The sequence below is a fragment of the Pseudomonas sp. NPDC089407 genome (assembly GCF_044900445.1).
GTDB lineage: Bacteria > Pseudomonadota > Gammaproteobacteria > Pseudomonadales > Pseudomonadaceae > Aquipseudomonas.
The window spans coordinates 41593-67160 of sequence record NZ_JBJDNB010000037.1 but is presented as its reverse complement, the minus strand read 5'-3'; the positions used below and the strand labels follow the sequence as shown (position 1 = coordinate 67160).

Genomic DNA, 25568 nt, shown 5'->3' with positions numbered 1-25568 from the left:
CATGCCCGTCACCTCCCTCCGCAAGCCCTTCGCTCGGCCTCCTGAAGTCGCAATCTGTGTCGCCTGGACTATCGCGCGCTTAGAAGCAAAAGCAAAAGCAAAAGCAACGGCAACGGCAACGGCAACGGCAACGGCAACGGCAACGGCAACGGCAACGGCAACGGCAACGGCGTCAGATTGCCGGGAACCGGGGTAACTGGGTTGGCCTCTCAACCTCATAGGCCTTCTGAGGAGAACGCCGTCCATGAACCACCTGATACCTTGGTTACTGGCCGCCAGCCTGACCGCCTGCGGCGAAACCGCCCTGCTGAATGTAAGCGACGGCACCGGCCCAACACCCCAGCTACCTGCCCCGGTGAAGACTGCCCTGCCCACCGTCAACATCGCCCCAGCAGTGGGCTGGCCGGAAAACGCCAAACCCAAGGCAGCCCCTGGGACTGAGGTGAACGCCTTCGCCAGCGGCCTGGAGCACCCCCGTTGGCTTTACCGGCTACCCAACGGCGACATTCTGGTAGCCGAAACCAACGCCCCACCCAAGCCCGAAGACGCCAAGGGCCTGCGCGGCTGGGCCATGAAGAAGGTCATGGCCCGCGCCGGCGCTGGCGTACCCAGTGCCAACCGTATCACCCTGCTACGCGATGCCGACCACGATGGCACTGCCGAAATCCACCTGCCCTTCATCGAAGGGCTCAACTCACCTTTCGGCATGGCATTAGTTGGCAAGGACCTGTATGTCGCCGATACCGACAAGCTGCTGCGCTTTCACTATGAACCAGGGACCATGCAGATCAGCCGCAAGGGCCATGTGGTCACGGAATTGCCAGGTGGCCCGCTGAACCATCACTGGACCAAGAACGTGATCGCCAGCCCTGATGGCAAAAAGCTCTATGTCACTGTCGGCTCCAACAGCAACGTGGCTGAAAACGGCCTGGACAAGGAACAGGAGCGCGCAGCGATCTGGGAAGTGAACCCGGCCACCGGCCAGCATCGGCTTTACGCCACCGGGCTGCGCAACCCCAACGGGCTGGCGTGGGAGCCCAACAGCCAGGTGCTGTGGACGGCTGTCAATGAACGCGATGAGATCGGCAGCGACCTGGTGCCGGACTACATCACGTCCGTGAAGGATGGCGGCTTTTATGGCTGGCCCTACAGCTACTATGGGCAGCATGTGGACGACCGCGTACAACCGCCTGCGCCGGCAAAGGTGGCCGAGGCCCTGGTACCCGATTACGCCGTCGGCCCACACACAGCGTCGCTTGGCCTGGCATTCGCCGAGCCGGATGGCCTTCCTGCGCCGTTTCAACACGGCGCGTTCATCGGCCAGCATGGCTCGTGGAACCGCAAACCGCATAGTGGCTACAAGGTGATCTTCGTGCCGTTCGACCCGTCAGGCAAACCTTCGGGCAAGCCCGTGGACCTGCTAACCGGCTTTCTCGATGAGCAAGGCCACGCCAAGGGGCGCCCAGTGGGGGTCATCAACGATGGGCGGGGTAGTGTGCTGGTGGCCGACGATGTCGGTAATGTGATCTGGCGGGTGAGCAAGGCCACACGCACCGCGCCGGGCTCATCGCGCCAGCCTGGGCGGTGAGCGCAACGCGGTCACTGTGGGAGCGGGCGTGCCCGCGAAGCATTTAACGCGCTGTATGGCACCGGCTGCGCCGGTATTCGCGGCCGAGGCCGCTCCCACAGGGACCGCGTCAGCCTAGGATCTGTACCGCCCCTACAGCCAACTCAGGGGTTCTGCGCCAGGTGCCCTTGCGGAATCACCCGCTTGGCCTGCAGGTAGGCTTTGGCCCAATAACTGTTGGACAGGTAATCCAGGCGCACCGTACCGCCAGTGGAAGGCGCATGCACGAACCGCCCCTCCCCGACATAGATGCCGGCATGGCTGACCTGCGAACCGCCACTGGTGGCGAAGAACACCAGGTCGCCGGACTGCAACGAGCTGGCATCCACCGTCGGCGCGCGCATGACGATCATCTCCCGCGTCGAGCGCGGCAGGCTGATACCCGCGGCGTCACGGTACACGTACTTGATCAGGCCGCTGCAATCAAAGCCGGAATCCGGGGTGTTGCCACCCCAGCGGTATGGTGTACCCACCAGACCAATGGCGCGAATCAATACGTCATCGGCAATCGGCGAAGGGTTGGGCTGGCTGTAAGTAACCTGCGGCTGTACCACAGGGGCCGGCGCAGGCGCACGGCTGGAGCAGGCAGCCAGCAAGGCTGCCAGGGAGAGAAATGCGAAGCGCGCCATCTTTACCATGGCCAGAACATCCTGTCTTAGACCGCTGCGCCGCAGCCGAAAAGAGTTGAGAATTTAGATTAGACGCTTTCTGTAAATGCGCACGGCGGCGAGCTTTTTTCAAAGCATCGCCGCCGCGCAGGGTACAGCATTTGGCCATCAGTTGCGCGCGATGTTGGTCGGCGCCATGGCCAAGGCTCGCTTGGCTTCGATGAAGGTCTTGCTCCAGTAGCGGTCACCGAGGCTGTCGATGCGCACGCCACCGCTGCGGCGGCTGCTGGAGTGGATGAACTGGTTGTCACCCAGGTAGATGCCGGCGTGGCTGACGCGGCCGCGACCGTTGGTGCTGAAGAACAGCAGGTCACCTGGCTTGAGTTTGTTGCGCGCCACTTTCGGGGCATCTACGTTGATCATTTCACGCGTGGAGCGCGGCAGGGTTACGCCAGCCTCTTCGCGGAACAGGTAGCCGATGAAACCACTGCAGTCGAAGCCGGACTTTTCCGAGGTGCCGCCGAAGCGGTAGCGGGTGCCGATCAACGACATGCCACGCTCAAGAATGCTGTCAGCCAGAACCGGCAGCTGGTAAGGCTTGCTGCTGGAGAAAGACTGCAGGTCATCTTCGGTGGCCAGCTCTTCCGGTTCGCCGAATACCGACGAGGACGAGGCTTTGGCCTTGATAGCCGACTGTGCGGCGATGGGGGTGTGAGCCTGGGGCTGCTGCTCTGATTGAGAAGCCGGGCCATGGGCCGCGCAGCCAAAAAGCAGGGTCACGAGTGCGAGTGGCACGAGGGGTGCGAAGCGCTTCAGCATGGGCACGACCGTGTCTGTAATCCTTTAGAAGGGGGAAACTATGCCCTCTATCATGGCCATTTGCAAATTTTATTGAAAAAGATGTGACTTTTTTGTTTTGCCGCTCTGGCCCAGGGTTTTCAGGGGGTTACCAGCCAAGCGTTTCCTTCAGGAAAGGAATGGTGAGCTTGCGTTGTGCCTGCAGCGAGGCCTGGTCGAGGCGCTCGAGCAGGTCGAACAGCGCACTCATGCTACGCGCACCGCGGGTGAGGATGAAGTGGCCGACTTCGTCGGTGAGGTGCAGGCCGCGACGTGAAGCTCGCAATTGCAGGGCACGCAGCTTGTCTTCGTCGGACAGGCCGCGCATCTGGAACACCAGGGCCAGCGTCAGCCGCGACTTCAGGTCCGGCAGCTTGATCGGCAGTTCGCGCGGCGATGCCGAGGCTGCCAGCAACAGGCGTCGGCCGCTGTCACGCAGGCGGTTGAACAGGTGGAACATGGCCTCTTCCCAGTCGGCCTTGCCGGCGATCACATGCAGATCGTCGATGCAGACCAGTTCGTACTGGGCCAGGTAGTCGAGCAGTTCCACGCCGCGATCGAGCAGTTGTGCCAAGGGCAGGTAGACCGCGGGCTCGCCGCGTTGCTGGAAGCGGTGGGTGGCAGCCTGCAGCAGGTGACTGCGGCCAACACCCTGCTTGCCCCACAGGTAGATAAGGCTCTCGGTCCAGCCGGCGTCGGCTTCGCATAGCCGCTCGACGTAGCCCAATGCCGCAGCATTGGCGCCCGGATAGTAGTTGATGAAGGTGGCGTCATCGCGCAGGCGCACACCCAGGGGCAACTGGATCGGTGGTTTCATGCTCGCGGGCGGTCGACAGGACCGCAGGGGGCCTTTGCTGAACAATGTGCAAAGTCTATACCCGCAACGCGGGACGCACAATCTCGGCAGCGGATAGCACAAGCAAAATCAACAAGTTGCACGCTAGACGCCTGCAATGCGCACCCTTGTAGGAGCGGCCTTGCGTCGCGATGGGCTGCACAGCAGCCCCGACAATTTGTGCTGGGGCTACAATTCTGGGGCTGCTGCGCAGCCCATCGCGACGCAAGGCCGCTCCTACAAGGGACGCAGCGCAGCCCTGGGGCTCACAACTCCGGGTCGACATCCCCGGCATACATGTCCGACTCTTTGTACACGTCATGCACATGCCGCAGCAGCACCATGATCACCGCCGCCACCGGCAACGCCAGCAGCACCCCGGTAAAGCCGAACAGCTCACCACCGGCCAGGATGGCGAAGATCACCGCCACCGGGTGCAGGCCGATGCGGTCACCGACCAGCAGCGGCGTCAGCACCATGCCTTCCAGCGCCTGCCCGACCATGAACACCGCAACAATGCCCAGCATCGGGTACAGCTCACCGCCGAACTGGAACAGCCCGGCCACCAGCGCAGCGCCGATGCCGATGATGAAGCCCATGTACGGCACGATGGCCGCCAGGCCGGCAATCATGCCGATCAACAGGCCCAGCTCCAGCCCTACCAGCATCAGCCCCACCGAATAGATGATGCCGAGGGCCACCATCACCAGCAGTTGCCCGCGCACGAATGCCCCCAGCACTTCATGGCATTCGCCTGCCAGGCTCACCACTTGGGGTTCATACTGGCGAGGCAGCAGGCTGCGCAGCTTGGCCATCATCAGGTCCCAGTCGCGTAGCAGATAAAACCCTACCACCGGGATCAGTACCATGTTCGCCACCCAGGCAATCAATGCCAGGCTCGAGGCGGTGGCTTGCGACAGCACCACGCCGACAATGTCGGTGGTCTGCCCCATGTGCTCGCTGATGGCTGCCTTTATCTTGTCGAATTTCCAGAAGCCATCGGCCAAACCCAGCCGATGCTGCACCCACGGCAGCGCCACATGCTGCAGCCAGTCGAGCATTTGCGGCGCCAGCTCGTACAACCGCACCAGCTGCTTGGCCAGCATTGGCACCAGCACCAGCAACAGGGCCATGAACAGCAGGGTGAACAGGCCGAACACCACCACTACACCCCAGGTCCGCGACAACCCCCGATCCTCGAGCCAGTCAACCAGCGGGTCAGCCAGATACGCCAGGAGAATACCGATCAGAAAAGGCGTGAGAATATTGTGCAAGCTATACAACAGCACGGCTACGAGCAGTGCAGCGCCCAGCCAGATCCAGCGACGCATGTCAGTCAATGTCAGTGCTCCTTACCAACGGAATCGCAGGCCGTCGAATGGCCTGGGGGCGGGTTGCTGCTGGGCCGCTTGCTCCTGGCCGGTAGTGGTTGCGGGGGTAGCAGGCGCTGCGGCCGTTTGCTCAACCGGCAGCTCCTGTAGCTTGGCCAGGCCAAGCTGGGCACGCAGCTGTTCCCGGTTGGCGGTTACGGCGTAAGTCAGGGTAGTACCTTCGGCCATTTGCAGGCGTGGCCCATAGGGCTCCAGCACCCGCGCCAGCTCGGCGTAACGCTGCAGGTTCATCCCCTGCACTTGTACCTGCAACTGGCTGCTGGCGCCCGGGCGGGTGACATAGCGCGGTGCCAGGCGGCTACTGACCGCAAGCATCACCGCATCGGCCAGCGCCGCCGGGTCGGCCCCCTCGGCAGTGCCCTGCTCACGCTGGTCACCCAGCCACAGCTGCCATTTGCCCTGCCATTTGCCATCGCCCTCCTGGGCATGCACCGCCAGCAACGCATCGGCACCATAACGCTTGGCGGCCTCACGCAGCGGCGCCGGGTCGGTGCTTTCGATCTGCTTGGCATCGGCCACCAGTTGCTCCTGCAAGTCCGCCAGCGGCAAGCGCAGTGGCAAGCCACGGTGTTGGGCGGCACGCCGCAAGGGTTGCGCGCTGGCCTGGCCATCACCGACCAGGCTGCTACCTTCGACGCTGTCGTTCAGCCACCATCCGAGAATGGTGGGGCGGTTGCTGCCCCACAGTGCCAAACCAGCCTTGCGCAGGGCCCGCTCGGTGCTGCCGGGGTCGAACTCGACCACTACCGATTCTGGCGGGCCGGCTTCGCTGCCTACCTGGTTGATGATTTGCTGCGGGTCCTTGCGCAGCTCGGCCAGCGCCGGGCTTTGCGCCGCCTTGGGGTCGCCGGTCAGGCGCAGCACCAGGGTGTCCAGGGCTTTGCCGGTAGCGGCGGTGCGGGCTTCGGCGCCCTGGCCGCTGACCGGCTCGCGCACCTGATAAAGGCCAGCGACATTTTCAGCCATGGCACTGGCCGAAATCAGCGCCAGGCAACCGGCTGCCAGAAGTTTGAACAAACGCATGGAGGGTTCCTGTCCATTTACCGCAATGCCTATACCTTATACACGGGGGCGCAAGGTCACCAGTCGCGGGCGGTGAAAGATTGGTTGCGGGGGATACTTGTGGGTCTGACAGGTGTTCGGCTTGAGAGGTTCAGCGCCTGTGAGATCGAGCGCCGCCCGCGCGGCGCTTCGCGGGGCAAGCCCGCTCCCACATCTGTTTCGGGCCAGTCACTTCTGTGGGGGCACCGCTGTCCGCCTTGTTTGTTCCCTTCTATATCGAAGGGGCGCGGCTGGTCTTCATCAATCTCCAGCCATGCACCCAGGGTGCGAGTGCGGAGGTAACAGGAATGACTGGCCCGAAACAGATGTGGGAGCGGGCTTGCCCCGCGAAGCGCCGCGCGGGCGGCGCTCGATCTGACAGGCGCTGAAACAATAAAGGCGGACACCACATACTATTTACCCATTTTCATGCCCTGCCCGTCGGCCTGAGGATGGCCGCTGCCCGGCAACCCTGATAAAATCGCGCGCCTTCACAGACCACTGACGTTTCAGGCAGCCGCCGCTTATCCGCCGGCCTTGGCCGTCATGGTCGTTTTTAAGAATCCCTCCCTCCTAAAGGCCTGGATCAATGAGCAAGCAACCCTCCCTGAGCTACAAGGACGCCGGTGTAGACATCGACGCCGGCGAAGCACTGGTCGAACGCATCAAGGGCGTGGCAAAACGCACCGCACGCCCTGAAGTCATGGGTGGCCTGGGCGGCTTCGGCGCCCTCTGCGAGATCCCGGCCGGCTACAAGCAGCCAGTACTGGTCTCCGGTACCGACGGCGTCGGCACCAAGCTGCGCCTGGCGCTGAACCTGAACAAGCACGACAGCATCGGCCAGGACCTGGTCGCCATGTGCGTCAACGACCTGGTCGTCTGCGGTGCCGAGCCGCTGTTCTTCCTCGACTACTACGCCACCGGCAAACTGAACGTTGACGTGGCCGCCACGGTGGTCACCGGTATCGGTGCCGGTTGCGAACTGGCCGGCTGCTCGCTGGTCGGTGGTGAAACCGCCGAAATGCCTGGCATGTACGAAGGCGAAGACTACGACCTGGCCGGTTTCTGCGTCGGCGTGGTGGAAAAGGCCGAAATCATCGACGGCTCCAAGGTTGCCACCGGCGACGCGCTGATCGCCCTGCCGTCCTCGGGCCCGCACTCCAACGGCTACTCGCTGATCCGCAAGATCCTCGAAGTGTCGGCTACCGACATCGAGAACACCCAACTGGACGGCAAGCCGCTGACCGACCTGCTGATGGCGCCAACCCGCATCTACGTCAAGCCGCTGCTGCAGCTGATCAAGAACACCGGCGCAGTCAAGGCCATGGCCCACATCACCGGTGGCGGCCTGCTGGACAACATCCCGCGCGTACTGCCGAAAAACGCCCAGGCCGTGGTTGACGTGGCCAGCTGGCAGCGCCCGGTGGTGTTCGACTTCCTGCAGGAAAAAGGCAACGTCAACGAGCACGAAATGCACCGCGTGCTGAACTGCGGCGTGGGCATGGTCATCTGCGTAGCCCAGGACCAGGTCGAAGCAGCCCTGAACGAACTGCGCGCCGCCGGTGAACAGCCATGGGTTATCGGCCACATCGCCGAAGCTGCCGAAGGCGCCGCCCAGGTCGAGCTGCAGAACCTCAAGGCACACTGATGCCGAGCAAGACCTGCAATGTAGTGGTACTGCTGTCGGGTTCCGGCAGCAACCTGCAAGCCCTGATCGACAGCTGCCAAGGCCCGGACAGCGCGGTGCGCATCCGTGCAGTGGTCTCCAACCGCGCCGATGCCTACGGCCTGCAACGCGCCGCAGCGGCCGGTATCGACAGCGCTGTGCTCGACCACACCCAGTTCGACGGCCGTGAAGCCTTCGATGCCGCGCTGATGGCGCGTATCGACGGCTTTGCCCCCGACCTGGTGGTGCTGGCCGGTTTCATGCGCATCCTCAGTGGCGACTTCGTGCGCCACTATCAGGGCCGCCTGCTCAACATCCACCCGTCGCTGCTGCCCAGGTACAAAGGCCTGCACACCCACCGCCGGGCCCTGGAAGCAGGCGACGCCGAACATGGCTGCAGCGTACACTTCGTGACTGAGGAACTCGATGGCGGCCCACTGGTCGTACAGGCTGTAGTACCGGTGGCGTCTGATGACACCGTCGAAAGCCTGGCCCAGCGGGTTCACCAGCAGGAACACCAGATCTATCCCTTGGCCGTGCGCTGGTTCGCTGAAGGCCGCTTGCGTCTTGGCGACCAAGGTGCATTACTGGATGACCACCCCCTGCCGGCCAGCGGTCACTTGATCCGATCCTAGGAGAATTTATGCGTCGTGCCCTGCTCTTGGCTCTCGCCGTGCTCGCCCTGCCCCTCCAGGCAGCTGACCTGAAGCCCTTCTCGGCCAGCTACACCGCCGACTGGAAACAGCTGCCCATGAGCGGTACTGCCGAGCGCAGTCTGGTCAAAAATGCCAACGGTACCTGGGACCTTAACTTCAAGGCCTCCATGATGATCGCCAGCCTGACCGAGCAAAGCACCCTGCGCCTGGAAAACGACACCCTGCTGCCGCAGAAGTACCACTTCGAGCGCGGTGGCCTGGGCAAGGCGAAGAAAGTCGACCTGAACTTCGACTGGAACACCAAGAAGGTCACCGGCAGCGACCGTGGCGATGCCATCAACCTGCCGCTTAACCGCGGTGTGCTGGACAAGTCGTCCTACCAACTTGCCCTGCAGCACGATGTGGCAGCGGGCAAGAAGAGCATGACTTACCAGGTGGTCGACGGTGACGAGATCGATACCTACGACTTCCGTGTACTGGGTACCGAGAAAGTCACCACCAAGACCGGCCAGGTCGATGCAGTGAAGGTCGAGCGCGTGCGTGACCCAAGCCAGAGCAAGCGCATCACCGAGCTGTGGTTCGCCAAGAGCTGGGACTACCTGCTGGTGCAACTGCGCCAGGTAGAGACTGACGGCAAGGAGTATGTGATCGTGCTGCAGGATGGCACGGTCGATGGCAAGCCGGTGAAGGGCAACTGAGCCGGCGTTGTCAGCAACATTCGAAGCCCCGCCCAGTGCGGGGCTTTTTTCTGCCTGCCATATGCTAACGCGGTCTCTTGTAGGAGCGGCCTTGTGTCGCGATGGGGCGCGCAGCGGCCCCGGCAATTTTGAGGTTGGGCACAAATTCCGGGGCCGCTGCGCGCCCCATCGCGACACAAGGCCGCTCCTACACTTACCGCGTTCGGCCCTTTTATGAAACTTGTTTAATGCCTGTTTTATTTACTTAGCCAGCTAACAAAGCCTATAAAGGAGGTGTGCGACACAGTGTCGCAGCCCCTGAAGAAGTGGAGTTTACCGATGACTGTCCAAGTAACCGAACGCGACGAATCGAGAATGTCCCACGAAGGCCTGGCCGCTGGCGTGCGGATCTGGGATGTGCACCAACAAGGCCAGCTGGTAGGCATGTTCCACAATGAGCATGAAGCGCACCAGTACCGCGTAGAACTGGAAGACCTGGAAAACCAGCGCGCCACGCAATAACCCAGCCTTCAATAAAAAACCCCGCCAAGGCGGGGTTTTGCGTGTTTACCACATGAGGTCATCGGGGATCTTGTAGGCCGCGTACGGATCGTCCTCGTCCGCTTCCTCGACATGTGTATTCAGCAGCAGGATACGGCTTGGGTCGCGCTCCTGAATCTTCACCGCCGCCTCACGCGGGATAACCTCGTAACCGCCGGCATGTGCCACCACGGCCAGCGCGCCATTGCTCAGCTTGCTACGCATCAGGGCGTTGACGGCAATGCGCTTGACCTTCTTGTCGTCGACGAAGTTGTAGTAGTCCTCGGTGGTCAGTTTGGGCAGGCGGGTAGCCTCGATCAACTGCTTGATCTGCGCGGCCCGGGCCTTCTGCTCGGCCTTCTCCTGCTGCTGGCGGTTCAGCTCCTGGTCGCGCTTGACCTTTTCGGCCATGGCTTCCTTGGCAATGCGCTGCTGGCTGTCGTCGACTTCGACCTGGCCTTTGTGCTCCATGCGCTTCTGTTTCTTTTCAGCTTTGTTGGTCTGCGAGACCTGTTTCTGGTTGACCAGACCGGCTTTGAGCAATTGGTCGCGAAGGGAAAGGCTCATGAATGTTCACTCACTTATGCAACAGCTCAGCCGCAGCTGGGCAGGTTCTTTTCCTGACGTTTGGCTTCACCCCAAAGGGCATCCAGCTCGTCAAGGTTACAATCTTCAATGGGGCGACCGCTGTCGCGCAATGCCTGCTCGATAAAACGGAAACGTCGCTCGAACTTGCGGTTGGCGCGGCGCAGGGCGTGTTCCGGGTCCTGCTTGAGGTGGCGGGCCAGGTTGACGGCGGCAAACAGCAGGTCGCCGACTTCATCCTCAAGCGCATCGGCATCACCGTCGGCCATGGCCTGCAGCACTTCGTCCAGCTCTTCACGGACCTTGTCGAGCACCGGCAATGCCGCCGGCCAGTCGAAACCGACCGTGGCTGCGCGTTTTTGCAGTTTGGCTGCCCGCGACAGCGCCGGCAAGGTTGCCGGCACGTCGTCGAGCAGCGACAACTGTTCGGGCTGGCTTTTTTCCGCGCGCTCTTCGGCCTTGATTTCTTCCCAGCGCGACTTGACCTGGGCCTCGCTCAGGCTGGGGGTGTCCACCGGCGCATACAGCTCGCCAGTGGGGAACACATGCGGGTGGCGGCGGATGAGTTTGCGGGTGATGCTGTCGACCACACCATCAAACTCGAAACGCCCCTCCTCCCTGGCCAGCTGGCTGTAGTAGACCACCTGGAACAGCAAGTCGCCCAGCTCACCTTGCAGGTGCTCGAAATCACCGCGCTCGATGGTGTCGGCGACTTCGTAGGCCTCTTCGAGGGTGTGCGGGACGATGCTCGCGTAGTTCTGCTGCAGGTCCCACGGGCAGCCGTACTGCGGGTCGCGCAGGCGGGCCATGAGGTGCAGCAGGTCTTCGAGGGTGTAGGTCATGGTCAGCGATTCCTCGGCGGGGGCTTTGCCCCCGATCGCCGGCAAGCCAGCTCCCACAGACATCGCGCAGGTTTCAAGCCCTGTGCAGTACTTGTGGGAGCTGGCTTGCCGGCGATGGGCCGCACAGCGGCCCCAATCCAGATTATCAAGGGGTACGATTACGCCGCGTCTCGATGATGTTCGGCAACTGCGAGATGCGCCCCAGCAGGCGCCCCAGCGCATCCAGGCCTGGAATCTCGATGGTCAGCGACATCAGCGCGGTGTTGTCTTCCTTGTTCGAGCGGGTGTTCACCGCCAGCACGTTGATCTTTTCGTTCAGCAGTACCTGCGAAACGTCGCGTAGCAGGCCCGGGCGGTCGTAGGCGCGGATGACGATGTCGACCGGGTAGGTCTGCACCGGGATCGGCCCCCAGCTCACCTGGATCATGCGCTCCGGTTCCTTGCCCGCCAGCTGCAGCACCGAGGCGCAATCCTGGCGGTGGATGCTCACACCGCGGCCCTGGGTGATATAGCCGACAATCGCATCGCCCGGCAGCGGCTGGCAGCAGCCGGCCATCTGCGTCAGCAGGTTGCCGACCCCCTGGATCTGGATATCGCCACGCTTGCCGGTGCGCGGGCCGCTAGGTTTGCGCGGCACCAGTTCGATCTGCTCGATGCGCTCGGGCTCGAGCAACTGCTGGGCAGCGTTGACCAGGTGGGCCAGGCGCAAGTCGCCAGCACCGAGCGAGGCGAACATGTCCTCGGCGGTCTTGACGTTGGTTTTTTCGGCCAGGCGCTCGAAGTCCACCTGCGGCAGGCCCAGGCGGCTGAGTTCGCGCTCGAGCAAGGTCTTGCCGGCGGCCACGTTCTGGTCGCGCGCCTGCAGCTTGAACCAGTGAACGATCTTGGCCCGCGCCCGCGAGGTGGTGACATAACCCAGGTTGGAGTTCAACCAGTCGCGGCTAGGGTTGCCGTGCTTGCTGGTGATGATCTCGACCTGTTCGCCCGTCTGCAGGCTGTAGTTCAACGGCACGATACGGCCATTGATCTTGGCGCCACGGCAGTTATGGCCGATCTCGGTGTGCACGCGGTAGGCGAAGTCCAGCGGCGTGGCGCCCTTGGGCAGGTCGATGGCATGGCCGTCCGGGGTAAACACATAGACCCGGTCCGGCTCGATATCGACCCGCAACTGCTCGGCCAGGCCCCCGATGTCGCCCAGTTCTTCGTGCCATTCCAGCACCTGGCGCAGCCAGGAAATCTTCTCTTCGTAATGGTTGGAGCTGGGCTTGACGTCGGTGCCCTTGTAACGCCAGTGGGCGCACACGCCAAGCTCGGCTTCCTCGTGCATGCCGTGGGTACGGATCTGCACTTCCAGCACCTTGCCCTCCGGCCCGATCACCGCGGTGTGCAGCGAGCGGTAGCCGTTCTCCTTGGGGTTGGCGATGTAGTCGTCGAACTCCTTGGGGATGTGCCGCCACAGGGTGTGGACGATGCCCAGCGCGGTGTAGCAGTCGCGGATCTCCGGCACCAGCACACGCACGGCGCGTACATCGTAGATCTGGCTGAACTCCAGGCCTTTGCGCTGCATCTTGCGCCAGATCGAATAGATATGTTTCGCCCGGCCGCTGATGTCGGCCTTCACGCCAGTAGCCAGCAGCTCGTTCTGCAGCTGGTTCATCACGTCGCTGATGAAGCGCTCGCGGTCCAGCCGGCGCTCATGCAACAGCTTGGCGATCTGTTTGTACTGGTCAGGCTCGAGGTAGCGGAAGGACAGGTCTTCCAGCTCCCACTTGATGTGGCCGATGCCCAGGCGGTGCGCCAATGGCGCGTAGATATCAGCCACCTCACGGGCGACCCGCAGGCGCTTTTCTTCATCGGCCGCCTTTACCGCCCTGATCGCACAGGTACGCTCGGCCAGCTTGATCAGCGCCACGCGCACGTCGTCGACCATGGCCACGAGCATCTTGCGCAGGTTCTCGACCTGCGCCTGCGAGCCCAGCACCAGCGACTGCCGCGGGCTGAGGCTGGCACTGATGGCGGCCATGCGCAGCACGCCGTCGATCAGCTTCGACACCACCGGGCCAAAACGCTGGCTGATTTCGGCCAGGGTCACCTTGCCTTCACGCACCGAGCGGTAGATGACCGCTGCCACCAGCGAATCCTGGTCGAGCTTGAGGTCGGCGAGGATTTCGGCGATCTCCAGCCCTGCCTGGAAGCTGGACGTACCGTCCGCCCAGGAATGCTTGGCCGGGTTACCCTTTTTCTCTACCTCATGGGCAAACTCGCAGGCCTCTTTAAGCGCTGCGCGATCCAGTGCCGAATCGACGCTTACCACATGGTCCAACCATGCTTCGAGATTGATACTGCCGTCAGTGTTGACCGGCTGGTGCACTCTCACCTGTACCATCTTTGTTTTACCTTTCCATACAGCACACCACGCGGGTGCGCTGGCGATCACCGTGTGGCCACCCTTCCGTGGCGGCCGCACCAAGGGGCCAGTCAGCTAGCCCGCTTCGAATAACGCCATGGCCTCGACATGTGCCGTTTGAGGAAACATGTCGAGAATCCCGGCCCTTTTTAACCGGTACCCCTGGCCGACCAGCACCTGCGCGTCTCGCGCCAGCGTGGCCGGGTTGCACGATACATAGACCAGCCTGCTGGCCTTGAGGCGGGCGATGCCTTGCACCACCTCGTAAGCACCGTCGCGCGGTGGATCCAAGAGTACCGCAGAAAAGCCCTCGGCGGCCCATCCGGTGCCTGCCAAAGGCTGCGATAAATCGGCCTGAAAAAACCGTGCATTATGCACATTGTTGTTTCGGGCATTGGCCGCAGCGCGATCGACCATGGCCTGCACACCTTCTACGGCCACCACTTCGCGCGCCTGGCGAGCCAGCGGCAGGGCAAAGTTGCCCAGGCCGCAGAACAGGTCCAGCACGCGTTCGTCGGCCTGCGGTGCGAGCCAGGCCAACGCCTGCTCGATCATTGCCGTGTTGACCTGGGCATTGACCTGCACGAAGTCGCCCGGGCGCCAGGCCAGTTCCAGCTGCCACGGTGCCAGGGCAAAACCCAGTTGCGCGGCCGGCTCCAGCGGCGCCGGCTCACCTTCGCCTTGCAGCCAAAGCTGGGCATTGGCCTGCTCGCAGAAAGCCTGCAGCCTGGCCAGGTCCTCTGCCGGCAGCGGCGCCACATGGCGCACCAGCACTGCTTCGGCAGTGCCGCTGAACAGTTCCACATGGCCCAGCGCCTGCGGTTTGCTCAACGAGCGCAGCACGGTCGGCAAGTGACGCAGAATCGACTGCAAGGGCTGTACCAGCACGGCGCAATCGTCAATGGCGATGATGGCCTGGCTGGCTTCGGCGCGAAAGCCGACTTCCAGCTGGCGTGCCTTGATATCCCAGCGCACGGCCACCCGGGCCCGGCGCCGGTAACCGAATTCCGGCCCGCTCAGCGGTGCTGCCCATTCTTCAGGTTGAACGCCAGCCACCCGTTGCAATTGCTCGGCCAGGGTGCGCTGTTTCAGCGCCAGTTGCGCATCGTGTGGCAGGTGCTGCAAGTTGCAGCCACCGCAGCGGTCATAGTGGCGGCACGGCGCTTCACGGCGCTCGGGGCTGGCTTGCAACACCCGCTCCAGGCGGGCTTCGACCACTTTGCCGCGGGCATTGAGCACGCGTGCCTCCACGGCTTCACCCGCCAGGGCGCCACTGACGAACCAAGTGCGCCCTTCAAGGAAGGCGATGCCACGGCCGTCACCGGCGAGGCGCTCGATATCCAGGCGCTGCTTCTTGCCCACTGGGACCTGGGGGCTGCGGTTACCGCCGGCCGGCTGGAAGCGCAGGCCGCTGTTGGATTTTTTCTTGGACATTTAGCTCGGGTCAAACAGGCCGGTGGACAGGTAACGGTCGCCGCGGTCGCAGATAATTGCGACCATCGTGGCATTTTCCACCTCGCGGGACAGGCGCAGCATGGCTGCGACCGCACCACCGGAAGACACGCCGCAGAAAATGCCCTCTTCGCGGGCAAGGCGGCGGGTGGTGTCTTCGGCTTCCTGCTGCGACATGTCGACCACGCGGTCGACGCGGGTGGCGTCGAAGATTTTCGGCAGGTATTCCTCGGGCCAGCGGCGGATACCCGGAATGGCAGAGCCTTCCATCGGTTGCAGGCCGATGATCTGCACCGCCGGGTTTTGTTCCTTGAGGTACTGCGAGCAGCCCATGATGGTACCGGTGGTGCCCATGGAGCTGACGAAATGGGTGATGCTGCCCTGGGTCTGCTGCCAGATCTCCGGGCCGGTGCTGTTGTAGTGGGCGATCGGGTTGTCGCCGTTGGCGAACTGGTCGAGCACCAAGCCACGGCCTTCGGCCTGCAGCTTCTCGGCCAGGTCACGGGCGCCCTCCATGCCCTCTTCCTTGGTCACCAGGATCAGCTCGGCACCGTAGGCGGTCATGGCCGCCTTGCGTTCGGCGGTGGAGTTGTCGGGCATGATCAGGATCATCTTGTAGCCTTTGATCGCCGCCGCCATCGCCAGGGCGATGCCGGTGTTGCCGGAGGTGGCTTCGATCAGCGTGTCGCCGGGCTTGATCTGGCCACGCAGTTCAGCGCGGGTGATCATCGACAGTGCCGGGCGGTCCTTCACCGAGCCGGCGGGATTGTTACCTTCGAGCTTGAGCAGGAGGGTATTGCTGGTTTCGCCAGCGATGCGCTGCAGGCGAACCAGAGGCGTATTGCCGACGCAATCGGCGATGGTTGGGTACTGCAAGGTCATGGCGTATTTCACAATCCGGACGGCAGGGGCGCCTATCATACCGGCAAACCCTTCGCGGCCATATCACGCAATCTGTGGTGGCTATAGCTACAAGCTATATAGCAGTCTGTGTCTGCGTGCTGGGTCCGTGTAGGAGCGGCCTTGTGTCGCGATGGGCCGCGCAGCGGCCCCGGCAATATAGGCTGCGAAGCTTGAAACCCTGGGCCGCTGCGCGAGCCATCGCGACGCAAGGCCGCTCCTACAGGGACCGCGCTGGCTTCAGTGCTGCAGAAGAGGCCGGCACATGTATAGGCAGCCTCATCCACAACCGCAGCCCGCGCTTGCCATTCTGCGCCCACAAGGTACCGCCCTGGCGCTGAATGGCACTGCGGGCAATGCTCAGCCCCAGCCCAAAACCACCATCCCCCGGCCGCGAACCATCCAGCCGCGAGAACGGTGCAAAAATCCGCTCCAGGTCCTCTTCGGCCACCCCACCCCCTTCATCTTCCAGCCACAGCCACCAGTAACTGCCCTCACGTTGCCCACCCAACCGCACCACACCCTCGGCGGGCGAGTGACGAATGGCATTGCGCAACATGTTCTCCAGCGCCTGGGCCAGGTGGTTGAGGTTCCCCTGCACCCAGCAATCATTCGGCACTTCGCAACGCAACCGCGTGGGCGACCAGCCGCTCTCGTAGCTGGCATTCTCGGCCAGCAGCTCCCACAAGGCCTGAACCTCGATCGGTTCCAGGTTCATCGGTGCGCGCTCGGCATCCTGCCAGGCCAGTTGCAGGGTGTCTTCGACCAGCTGCTGCATGCCGTCCACTTCGCGGGTCAGCCGCTCGCGCAAGCGTTGCAGGTCGGTTTCACCGTCGCAGGCCACCCGCAGGCGGCTCAGTGGCGTGCGCATTTCGTGAGACAGGTCGCGCAGCAACTGCTGCTGCATGGCCACCGTGCCCTGCAGCCGCTCGGCCATCTGGTCGAAGGCGCGGGCCAGTTCACCCAGTTCGTCATGCCGGGCGATGGTGCGCGAATCCAGGCGTGCCGACAGTTGGTCGGCACGCCAGGCATTGGCCTGCTCGCGAAGATGATTCAGCGGCACGATCAGCATGCGGTACAGACCTACGCACAACAGCAAGGTGAACAGGCCGGGGATGATGCCGTTGGTGACGATGCGCCACAGCAAGCGGTGCTGGTCGGGGTTGAAGCGCTGCGGCAGTTCGATCACCAGCATGCCCTGCTCCGGTGCCCCTGGAAACGGTATGCGTACCCACGGCTGGTCGACACTGCGCCGGCTCATCGGCCAGTCGACCCCGCGCAGGCGGGTCAGCCGCTGCATGATCTGCGGGTTGAGGGTGGCGCTGTCGAGCGGCCTCAGGTTGATGTCGAGCACGCCCACCCAGCCACGTTCACGCTGGTGCATCGCCGCTACCCACTGGTCCAGCCCTGCCCGCCCGCCACTGCGCCAGGCCTGCTCGGCCTCACTGGCATAGCCACGCAACGCTTGGCGGGCGGGCTCCGAAAGGAAGGCGTTCTGGGTTTCCATGTGCCGGCCCCAGGTGTAGCTGAGGCCGATCATCAGCAGGCAGAAGCCCACCAGCAGGATGGCCAGCTTCCAGAACAGCGAGTGGCGGTCGAGCATGGCTACTCAGCCTCGCTGGCACTGAGCACGTAGCCCTTGCCCCACACCGTGCGGATCTGCCGCTCGTGATAGCCGATACCTTTGAGCTTGCGGCGGATCTGGCTGACATGCATGTCCAGGCTGCGGTCATGCCGTGAATAGCCACGCTGCAACACGTGCTGGTAAAGGAACGGTTTACTCAACACGTCATCCAGGTTGCGGTTGAGAATCTCGAGCAAGCGGTACTCGCTGGGGGTCAAGCCGGCCAGTTGGCCATCCAGGCGCACGTCACACAGCCCTTCGTCGAACTGCAGCTCGCCAGCACCGGCCTGTTCCAGCGGGGCTTGATGGCGCCGCTCAAGCGCCACACGGCGCAGGATGGCCTCGATGCGCACCTGCAACTCGGCCATGCTGAACGGTTTGGGCAGGTAGTCGTCGGCCCCGCGCTGAAAACCGCTGATGCGGTCTGCTTCGGCGCCCAGCGCCGACATCAGGATCACCGGCGTGGCGCTGCGCTTGCGCAACTGCGCCAGGGCGTCAAGGCCGTTCAGCCCGGGCAGCAGGATATCCATGAGCACCACATCGAACACTTGGCGCCCAGCCGTTTCCAGGCCCTCCAGGCCATTGCGGCACCAGGTTACCTGAAAGCCGCCGCGCTGCAGCTCTTCGTGCAGGTAGGCACCCAGTACCGGATCATCTTCGATGGCGAGGATATTGGAGTTGTGAATAACTACAGGATTCATTGGCAACTGCCATGCATTCTCAATTGCGCAATTATTGAGCATCAAGAGGCCACCAGGCAACCGCCCTGCGACCAATGCCCCGGCATCGGCGCAAAACACGTACTAAAGAGGTGCAATGGTGCGGCAGGCGGAGTAACTTCGCGGCTTGGCCGTCAGCGCTTGACGGCATCCAGGCACATCACAGGAGGCGAGTGTGCTCGATCGCTTGGGAATCCGCAGCCGGGTCCTGCTGCTGGCGCTGTTGCCGGCTGGCCTGATGGCCCTGGTGCTGGGCAGTTACTTTACCTGGCTGCAGCAGAACGACCTGCGCACCCAGTTGCTGCAGCGCGGCAAGATGATCGCCGAACAGCTGGCGCCGCTGGCTGCGCCGGCCATGGCTCGGCTGGCGCCTGCACAACTGGAGCGCATTGCCGCGCAAACCCTGGAGCAAAGCGATGTGCGCGCGGTCGCCTTCCTGGCCCCGGACCGCACGCGCCTGGCCCATGCCGGCCCGAGCATGCTCAACCAGCCACCCAGCGGCGGCAGCGGCACCCAGTTGCTGCAACGCAGCGGCAATGACGCTACCCGTTACCTGATGCCGGTGTTCGGTCACCATCGTGACCTGGCCACCGATGCCGTGCCGGCTGAAGCCGAACGCCTGCTGGGCTGGGTCGAGATCGAGCTGTCGCACGATGGCACCCTGCTGCGCGGCTACCGCAACCTGTTCACCAGCCTGTTGCTGATCCTCGCCTGCCTGGTGCTCAGCGGCCTGCTGGCAATGCGCATGAGCCGCACCATCAACGGCCCCATCGAGCGCATCAAGCACGTAGTCAACCAGCTCAAGGACGGCCACCTCGAAGCACGCCTGCCGACCATGGGCAGCCATGAGCTTGACGAACTGGCGCGCGGCATCAACCGCATGGCCGAAACCCTGCAGAACGCCCATGAAGAGCTGCAGCACAGCATCGACCAAGCCACCGAAGACGTGCGCCAGAACCTGGAAACCATCGAAATCCAGAACATCGAGCTGGACATGGCGCGCAAGGAGGCACTGGAGGCCAGCCGTATCAAGTCGGAATTCCTGGCCAACATGAGCCACGAGATCCGCACCCCGCTCAACGGCATCCTCGGCTTTACCCACTTGCTGCAGAAAAGCGAGATGACGCCGCGCCAGCTGGACTACCTGAGCACCATCGAGAAGTCTGCCGACAACTTGCTGGGGATCATCAACGAGATCCTCGACTTTTCCAAGATCGAGGCCGGCAAGCTGGTCCTCGACAGCATCCCGTTCAACCTGCGCGACCTGATCCAGGATACCCTGACCATCCTTGCCCCGGCCGCCCATGCCAAGCAGCTGGAACTGCTCAGCCTGGTCTACCGCGACACGCCGTCTTCGCTGATCGGTGACCCGCTGCGGCTCAAGCAGATCCTCACCAACCTGGTCAGCAATGCCATCAAGTTCACCCGCGAAGGCACCATCGTCGTGCGCGCCATGCTCGACGACGAGCATGAGGACTTCGCCCAGTTGCGCATCAGCGTGCAGGACACCGGCATCGGGCTGTCACCGCAAGATGTGCGCACGCTGTTCCAAGCCTTCAGCCAGGCCGACAACTCGCTGGCTCGCCAGCCTGGCGGCACCGGCCTGGGGCTGGTAATTTCCAAGCGCCTGATCGAACAGATGGGCGGCGAAATCGGCGTCGACAGCACCCCGGGCGAAGGTTCGCAGTTCTGGATCAGCCTGAACCTGCCCAAGGCCCACGATGATATCGAGGAGCTGCCGATGCAACCGTTGCTAGGCCGCCGCGCCGCCATCGTCGATGGCCACGAACTGGCCCGCCAGGCGCTGGAGCATCAGCTGGAGGATTGCGGCCTGAGTGTCAGCGTGTTCGCCTCCTTCGACCAGTTGCTGCAAGGCGTACAAGCGGCCAGCCAGGCCGGCCAGCCGTTTGAGCTGGCCGTGCTCGGCGCCAACCTGGGCAACCTGTCGCCCGAGCAACTGGGCCATTATCACCAGCAGCTCGAACGCTACCATTGCCAGTGCGTGGTGCTGTGCCCAACCACCGAGCAGGCCCTGTACCACCCCTACCTGCCCAATGGCCATGGCCAGCTGCTGTCCAAGCCCACCTGCACGCGCAAACTGCGGCGCCTGCTGCTGGAGCTGGTGCAACCACGCCGCCCGCTGAGCGAGGTCAACAGCCTCAATGGCCAGCGTCAGCCGAAAATCCTCTGTGTCGACGACAACGCCGCCAATTTGCTGCTGGTGCAGACCCTGCTCGAAGACCTGGGTGCCGAGGTGCTGGCCGTCGACAATGGTTATGCGGCCGTACAGGCCGTGCAGGACGAACCGTTCGACCTAGTGCTGATGGACGTTCAAATGCCCGGCATGGATGGCCGCGCCTGCACCGAACAGATCCGCCGGTGGGAAAACACCCAAAGCGGCAACCCGCTGCCGATCGTTGCCCTCACCGCCCATGCCATGGCCAATGAGAAACGCGCGTTGCTGCACGGCGGCATGGACGACTACCTGACCAAGCCGATCAGCGAGCGGCAACTGGCCCAGGTGGTGATGAAATGGACCGGCCTCAGTCTCGGCGCACCGCAGCTGGCGCAAGCCGAGCAACTGGGCAACAGCGATGAACTGAAGGTGCTCGACCCCGAAGAAGGGCTGCGCCTGGCCGCAGGCAAGGCCGACCTCGCCGCCGACATGCTGAGCATGCTGCTGGCCTCGCTGGATGCCGACCGCGATGCCATACGCGCCGCCCGCGAGGCTGACGACCGCAACGGCCTGATCGAACAGGTACACCGCCTGAACGGCGCCTCGCGCTATTGCGGCGTACCGCAGCTGCGTGCGGCGTGCCAGCGCAGCGAGACCTTGCTCAAGCAGGAGAACCCGCAGGCGCAGCAGGCGCTGGATGAACTGGATGCGGCGATCAATCGCCTGGCTGAACAGGCGCGGGGGAGTGCCTGATGGGGTCCAGTTTGACACCTGTGGTGCCTGTGAGATCGAGCGCCGCCCGCGCGGCGCTTCGCGGGGCAAGCCCGCTCCCACATCTGTTTCGGGCCAATTATCCCTGTGCTTTTGGCGCGCGCACCCTGGGTGCATGGCTTGAGATTGATGAAAAGCAGTGGCGCAGCCGATATCGAATGGAACAAACAAGGCGGTCAGCGGTGAGCTCACAGGAGTGATTGGCCCGAAACAGACTGTGGGAGCGGGCTTGCCCCGCGAAGCGCCGCGCGGGCGGCGCTCGATCTCACAGTCACTAATCAACCCCAGCCATGCACCACAAAGGAGCCCCACCATGCGCGCCCTGTTGTTCAGCAGCCAGCACTACGATCAGGAAAGCTTCACCCGGGCCGCCAGCGGCACCCGCCTGGACCTGCATTTCCAGGCCGCCCGCCTGACAGTCGACACCGCCGCCCTGGCCGATGGCTTTGAGGTGGTTTGCGCCTTCATCAATGACGAACTCGACGCCGCAGTGCTGCAGCGCCTGGCCACCGGTGGCACGCGCCTGATTGCCTTGCGCTCGGCCGGCTACAACCACGTCGACCTGGCCGCTGCCCAGCGCCTGGGCCTGGCCGTTGTCCGCGTGCCGGCCTACTCGCCGCACGCCGTGGCCGAGCACGCCGTGGCGCTGATCCTGGCCCTCAACCGTCGCCTGCACCGTGCCTACAACCGCACCCGCGAAGGGGACTTCACCCTGCACGGCCTGACCGGCTTCGACCTGCACGGCAAAACCGTCGGGGTAGTCGGCACCGGCCAGATCGGCGCTGCCTTCGCCCGGATCATGGCCGGTTTCGGCTGCCAGCTGCTGGCCTACGACCCCTCCCCCAACCCCGAGCTGCTGGCCCTGGGCGCACGCTACCTGCCGCTGCCCGAACTGCTGCGCGAGGCCCGCATCATCAGCCTGCACTGCCCGCTGACCGAGCACACCCGGCACCTGATCAATGCACAGAGCCTGGCCCAGTTGCAGCCCGGTGCCATGCTGATCAACACCGGCCGCGGCGCACTGGTCGATACCCCGGCGCTGATCGACGCGCTGAAAAGCGGCCAGCTTGGCTACCTGGGCCTGGACGTCTACGAAGAAGAAGCCCAGCTGTTCTTCGAGGACCGCTCCGACCTGCCCCTGCAGGACGATGTGCTAGCCCGCCTGCTGACCTTCCCCAACGTGATCATCACCGCGCACCAGGCCTTCCTTACCCGAGAGGCGCTGGACGCCATTGCCGCGACCACGCTGGACAACATCAACCGCTGGGCGGCAGGCAATCCACAGAATCTGGTGATGGGTTAGTGCTAGGATACGCGGCATTTCTGGAGGACCCATGGTCGAGCACGATTTCCGCTACACCCTTTTCAACCCGCAACACACCCTGATCGAGTGCCGTGCCCTGGTGCCGGGCCGTTACCAGGTCACTGGCAATGGCGGCTCCATGCACAAAGGCGACACCCTGCTGGTTACCCTCAAGGGCAGCAAAGACTTGTCCATGCGCCTGACCGTGGAAAGCGTGCGCCACCTGATCAACCCGCGTGGCCAGTGGGTTGCCGTGGCCAGCGGCCCGGTGTTCAACGAGCTGGAAATCCTCACCTGGCAGGTCGAGTGCGACAGCTGCGACGCCGTGCTGGACTTCGAGTTTGCAGTAGACGCCAAGCTCGGCAAACAAGCCCGCCAGCCTGCTGCCAGCGCGCGTATCGCCGAGCTGGGCTGGGCAAGCCGTGGCGACAAGCACCTGTGCCCGCGTTGCCAGGAGAGCGCCGAGTGAAAAATCTGCTGACCGGCGCGCTGATTGCCGCCGGCCTGCTCGGCTGTGCCGCCGAACCTTCGAAGCTGCAGCAAGAACGCAGCTATGTACTGGAGTGGATTGGCGAACGCCCGTTGATCGACTACAGCCACCTGACCCTGACCCTGGCCAGCGACGGCCGCGCCTATGGCAATGGCGGCTGCAACCACTGGTTTGCGCCATACACGCTGGACGGCGAACACCTGAGCTTCGGCAAGGTCGGCAAGACCCGCAAGCTGTGTGCGCCAGCGTTGATGGAGCAGGAAAAACGCTTCCTGCAGGCGCTGGAAACGGTGCAGCGCTGGGATGTCTCGCCGGTGGAGCAGATGCGCTTCTGGCCGGCCGAGGGCAAGCCGCTGCGCTTCTGGCCTGAAGAAGGCTGAAGAATGCCGGGGCCGCTTTGCGGCCCATCGCGACACAAGGCCGCTCCTACAGAGGTACGCGATCACCTGTAGGAGCGGCCTTGTGTCGCGATGGGCTGCGGAGCAGCCCCAAAATATGTCAGGCGCCTTTCAGGGCCTTGATCTTCGCCTGCAGCCCTTCCAGGGTCTGCTCACCCAGCAACTGTTCGCGCACCTTGCCCTTGTCATCGATGATGTAGGTCACCGGCAACGCTTCGCTGCGCGGCAGGTCATAGCGCTCTGCCGGGTCCTGGGCCAGTACGGTAAAACCGATGCCCAGGGTTTCAGAAGCCTGTTTCAGGTCCTGGCCCTGCAAGCCATCGAAGTTCACCCCCACCACCTTGATGCCATCGGCCGCCCACTGCTTGGCCGCTGTGTTCAGTTCCGGGATTTCGGTACGGCACGGCCCGCACCATTCGGCCCAGTAATTGAGCACCAGCCAGTGTCCGTCGATCTGTTCGGCCTTAACCGTATTACCGTGCTGGTCCACGCCATAATCGGCACCGCAACCACCGAGCAACAGGCTCGCGGTGATGGCCAGTACTGCTGCCAGACGCCTTGCCATGGGTCAATCCTTCTCGAGTTTTAAAGCAAATTGGTCAGTCGCTGCGGTTAGAATAGCCGCCACAACCAGCTGGATGCGACCCGACATGACCGACCTCACGCTCTATCATAACCCGCGCTGCTCAAAATCCCGCGGCGCGCTGGAACTGCTCGAAGCCCGCGGCCTGGCACCGACCATCGTGCGCTACCTTGAAACCCCGCCCGACGCCGCCACCCTCAAGGCCCTGCTAGGCAAGCTGGGCATCAGCGCACGGCAGCTGCTGCGCACGGGCGAGGACGAATACAAAGCACTGAACCTGGCCGACTCGGCCTTGACCGATGCACAACTGATCGATGCCATGGCCCAGTACCCCAAGCTGATCGAGCGGCCGATTCTGGTGGTCGGTGACAAGGCCGTGATCGGTCGCCCGCCAGAAAACGTGCTGGAGATCCTGCCGTGAGCCAGCCCTACATTCTGGTGCTGTATTACAGCCGCCATGGTTCGACCAGCGAGATGGCCCGGCACATCGCCCGCGGCATCGAGCTGGCCGGCATGGAGGCACGCCTGCGCACGGTGCCGGCAATCTCCACGGAATGCGAGGCAGTAGCCCCGGACATTCCGGCCAGCGGCGCGCTGTACGCCACCCTGGACGACCTGCGCCACTGCGCCGGCCTGGTGCTGGGCAGCCCGACCCGCTTCGGCAACATGGCGGCGCCGCTGAAGTACTTCCTCGATGGCACCAGCAGCCTGTGGCTGGGCGGTGAACTGGTCGGCAAGCCAGCGGGCGTGTTCACCTCTACCGCCAGCCTGCACGGCGGCCAGGAAACCACCCTGCTGTCGATGATGCTGCCGCTGATGCACCACGGCATGCTGGTGATGGGCCTGCCCTACAGCGAGTCGGCATTGCTCGAGACCCGCGGCGGCGGCACCCCATATGGCGCCAGCCACCACGCCGGCGCTGATGGCAAGCGTGAACTCGACCAGCACGAAATCGCCCTGTGCCGCGCCCTTGGCCAACGCCTGGCGACCACGGCCAAGGCCCTGGAGGCCGCGCGTGGCTAGAAAGCCCAAGGTGTTGCCGCCGCTGGCTTGGCTGGCACCGCGCTTGCGCCTGACGCGGGCGCTGAGCCTGGCGTTTTTCTTTGGCCTGATTGCCCTGCTGGTGGTGAACAACCTGTGGTTCGCCAACCTGCATGGGGCGCGGGTCGAGGTGATCCTGGCGATCGAACTGGTGCCGCTGTTGTTGCTGCTGCCGGGCATGCTGCTGGGCAGCGCCCGGGCGCATGCCTGGGCCTGCTTTGTGGTGAATATCTATTTCATCAAGGGCGTGCTGGCAGCGTTCGACCCGACGCGGGCGGTGTTTGGCTGGGTTGAAGTGCTGGTCAGCCTGGGGCTGTTCATTGCCGCGCTACTGTTTGTGCGCTGGAAGTTCCAGCATGAGCGGCGCCTGGCGGGCGAAGGGGCGTGAATTTTGGGGCC

Annotated in this window: 25 protein-coding genes; 12 read left to right on the top strand and 13 right to left on the bottom strand. The window is 63.6% G+C overall.

Annotated features, from left to right (window positions below):
* Positions 1 to 244: 244 nt before the first annotated feature.
* On the top strand, positions 245 to 1588 hold the full coding sequence (locus ACI2KG_RS24025; protein ID WP_404663541.1) for a PQQ-dependent sugar dehydrogenase: 1344 nt from the start codon (positions 245 to 247) through the stop codon (positions 1586 to 1588).
* Positions 1589 to 1731: 143 nt separating this feature from the next.
* Here the strand turns inward: ACI2KG_RS24025 and ACI2KG_RS24020 are convergent, their stop codons facing one another.
* The 5 genes from ACI2KG_RS24020 to ACI2KG_RS24000 form a co-directional block, all read right to left on the bottom strand.
* Positions 1732 to 2265 carry a C40 family peptidase gene (locus ACI2KG_RS24020; protein ID WP_404663540.1) on the bottom strand — a complete coding sequence of 178 codons (534 nt, stop codon included), beginning with the start codon at positions 2263 to 2265 and terminating at the stop codon, positions 1732 to 1734.
* Between the two features lie 138 nt (positions 2266 to 2403).
* Positions 2404 to 3054, bottom strand: coding sequence for a C40 family peptidase (locus ACI2KG_RS24015; protein ID WP_400621886.1), 651 nt, complete (start codon positions 3052 to 3054; stop codon positions 2404 to 2406).
* Positions 3055 to 3181: 127 nt separating this feature from the next.
* On the bottom strand, positions 3182 to 3889 hold the full coding sequence (hda, locus tag ACI2KG_RS24010; protein ID WP_003252443.1) for a DnaA regulatory inactivator Hda: 708 nt from the start codon (positions 3887 to 3889) through the stop codon (positions 3182 to 3184).
* A gap of 284 nt (positions 3890 to 4173) precedes the next feature.
* Positions 4174 to 5247, bottom strand: a complete 1074-nt coding sequence (locus ACI2KG_RS24005; protein WP_404663539.1) for an AI-2E family transporter — start codon at positions 5245 to 5247, stop codon at positions 4174 to 4176.
* Positions 5248 to 5259: 12 nt separating this feature from the next.
* A complete protein-coding gene (locus ACI2KG_RS24000) occupies positions 5260 to 6321 on the bottom strand; it encodes a DUF2066 domain-containing protein (protein ID WP_404663538.1) in 1062 nt (353 codons plus the stop codon).
* Between the two features lie 607 nt (positions 6322 to 6928).
* Here ACI2KG_RS24000 and purM point away from each other — a divergent pair.
* The 4 genes from purM to ACI2KG_RS23980 all read left to right on the top strand — a co-directional run bounded on the left by purM (position 6929) and on the right by ACI2KG_RS23980 (position 9860).
* On the top strand, positions 6929 to 7987 hold the full coding sequence (gene purM / locus ACI2KG_RS23995) for a phosphoribosylformylglycinamidine cyclo-ligase (protein ID WP_404663537.1): 1059 nt from the start codon (positions 6929 to 6931) through the stop codon (positions 7985 to 7987).
* A complete protein-coding gene (gene purN, locus ACI2KG_RS23990; RefSeq protein WP_404663536.1) occupies positions 7987 to 8640 on the top strand; it encodes a phosphoribosylglycinamide formyltransferase in 654 nt (217 codons plus the stop codon). The genes purM and purN overlap by 1 nt, the downstream gene beginning before the upstream one ends.
* Before the next feature lie 8 nt (positions 8641 to 8648).
* The gene (locus tag ACI2KG_RS23985) at positions 8649 to 9359 is read left to right on the top strand and encodes a DUF3108 domain-containing protein (RefSeq protein ID WP_404663535.1); all 711 of its coding nucleotides are present in this window, start codon (positions 8649 to 8651) and stop codon (positions 9357 to 9359) included.
* A 318-nt stretch (positions 9360 to 9677) separates the two neighbouring features.
* On the top strand, positions 9678 to 9860 hold the full coding sequence (locus tag ACI2KG_RS23980; RefSeq protein ID WP_400621904.1) for a hypothetical protein: 183 nt from the start codon (positions 9678 to 9680) through the stop codon (positions 9858 to 9860).
* A 45-nt stretch (positions 9861 to 9905) separates the two neighbouring features.
* Here the strand turns inward: ACI2KG_RS23980 and ACI2KG_RS23975 are convergent, their stop codons facing one another.
* The 7 genes from ACI2KG_RS23975 to ACI2KG_RS23945 all read right to left on the bottom strand — a co-directional run bounded on the left by ACI2KG_RS23975 (position 9906) and on the right by ACI2KG_RS23945 (position 18389).
* On the bottom strand, positions 9906 to 10445 hold the full coding sequence (locus tag ACI2KG_RS23975; protein ID WP_404663534.1) for a DUF2058 domain-containing protein: 540 nt from the start codon (positions 10443 to 10445) through the stop codon (positions 9906 to 9908).
* A 26-nt stretch (positions 10446 to 10471) separates the two neighbouring features.
* A complete protein-coding gene (mazG, locus tag ACI2KG_RS23970) occupies positions 10472 to 11305 on the bottom strand; it encodes a nucleoside triphosphate pyrophosphohydrolase (protein WP_404663533.1) in 834 nt (277 codons plus the stop codon).
* A 145-nt stretch (positions 11306 to 11450) separates the two neighbouring features.
* Positions 11451 to 13691: a GTP diphosphokinase gene (gene relA / locus ACI2KG_RS23965; protein ID WP_400621913.1), complete on the bottom strand. Its 2241-nt coding sequence runs from the start codon at positions 13689 to 13691 to the stop codon at positions 11451 to 11453.
* A gap of 96 nt (positions 13692 to 13787) precedes the next feature.
* Positions 13788 to 15146 carry a 23S rRNA (uracil(1939)-C(5))-methyltransferase RlmD gene (gene rlmD / locus ACI2KG_RS23960; protein ID WP_404663532.1) on the bottom strand — a complete coding sequence of 453 codons (1359 nt, stop codon included), beginning with the start codon at positions 15144 to 15146 and terminating at the stop codon, positions 13788 to 13790.
* Entirely contained in the window at positions 15147 to 16046 is a 900-nt protein-coding gene (gene cysM, locus ACI2KG_RS23955) for a cysteine synthase CysM (RefSeq protein WP_201205394.1), read from the bottom strand.
* Positions 16047 to 16284: 238 nt separating this feature from the next.
* The gene (locus ACI2KG_RS23950; protein WP_404663531.1) at positions 16285 to 17667 is read right to left on the bottom strand and encodes a sensor histidine kinase; all 1383 of its coding nucleotides are present in this window, start codon (positions 17665 to 17667) and stop codon (positions 16285 to 16287) included.
* A gap of 2 nt (positions 17668 to 17669) precedes the next feature.
* Complete coding sequence (locus tag ACI2KG_RS23945) at positions 17670 to 18389, bottom strand: response regulator transcription factor (protein ID WP_404663530.1); 720 nt, start codon at positions 18387 to 18389, stop codon at positions 17670 to 17672.
* 193 nt (positions 18390 to 18582) lie between these two features.
* Between ACI2KG_RS23945 and ACI2KG_RS23940 the strand changes: the two genes are divergently transcribed.
* The 4 genes from ACI2KG_RS23940 (at position 18583) to ACI2KG_RS23925 (ending at position 23527) form a co-directional block, all read left to right on the top strand.
* A complete protein-coding gene (locus ACI2KG_RS23940; protein WP_404663529.1) occupies positions 18583 to 21336 on the top strand; it encodes a response regulator in 2754 nt (917 codons plus the stop codon).
* 331 nt (positions 21337 to 21667) lie between these two features.
* Positions 21668 to 22657, top strand: coding sequence for a 2-hydroxyacid dehydrogenase (locus ACI2KG_RS23935; RefSeq protein ID WP_404663528.1), 990 nt, complete (start codon positions 21668 to 21670; stop codon positions 22655 to 22657).
* Positions 22658 to 22688: 31 nt separating this feature from the next.
* Positions 22689 to 23126, top strand: a complete 438-nt coding sequence (locus tag ACI2KG_RS23930) for a hypothetical protein (RefSeq protein WP_060501873.1) — start codon at positions 22689 to 22691, stop codon at positions 23124 to 23126.
* On the top strand, positions 23123 to 23527 hold the full coding sequence (locus tag ACI2KG_RS23925; protein ID WP_400621931.1) for an META domain-containing protein: 405 nt from the start codon (positions 23123 to 23125) through the stop codon (positions 23525 to 23527). Before ACI2KG_RS23930 ends, ACI2KG_RS23925 begins: the two co-directional genes overlap by 4 nt.
* A gap of 118 nt (positions 23528 to 23645) precedes the next feature.
* Here ACI2KG_RS23925 and ACI2KG_RS23920 read toward each other — a convergent pair whose 3' ends face one another.
* Entirely contained in the window at positions 23646 to 24110 is a 465-nt protein-coding gene (locus tag ACI2KG_RS23920) for a TlpA disulfide reductase family protein (RefSeq protein WP_404663527.1), read from the bottom strand.
* 85 nt (positions 24111 to 24195) lie between these two features.
* Between ACI2KG_RS23920 and arsC the strand changes: the two genes are divergently transcribed.
* From arsC to ACI2KG_RS23905, 3 genes are read left to right on the top strand one after another with little or no spacing between them, the layout of a single operon-like run.
* Positions 24196 to 24549 (top strand): arsenate reductase (glutaredoxin), encoded by a 354-nt coding sequence (arsC, locus tag ACI2KG_RS23915; protein WP_404663526.1) that lies wholly within the window; start codon positions 24196 to 24198, stop codon positions 24547 to 24549.
* On the top strand, positions 24546 to 25151 hold the full coding sequence (wrbA, locus tag ACI2KG_RS23910; RefSeq protein ID WP_025338005.1) for an NAD(P)H:quinone oxidoreductase: 606 nt from the start codon (positions 24546 to 24548) through the stop codon (positions 25149 to 25151). Before arsC ends, wrbA begins: the two co-directional genes overlap by 4 nt.
* Positions 25144 to 25557 carry a DUF2069 domain-containing protein gene (locus ACI2KG_RS23905; RefSeq protein WP_404663525.1) on the top strand — a complete coding sequence of 138 codons (414 nt, stop codon included), beginning with the start codon at positions 25144 to 25146 and terminating at the stop codon, positions 25555 to 25557. The genes wrbA and ACI2KG_RS23905 overlap by 8 nt, the downstream gene beginning before the upstream one ends.
* The last annotated feature ends 11 nt before the right edge of the window (positions 25558 to 25568 follow it).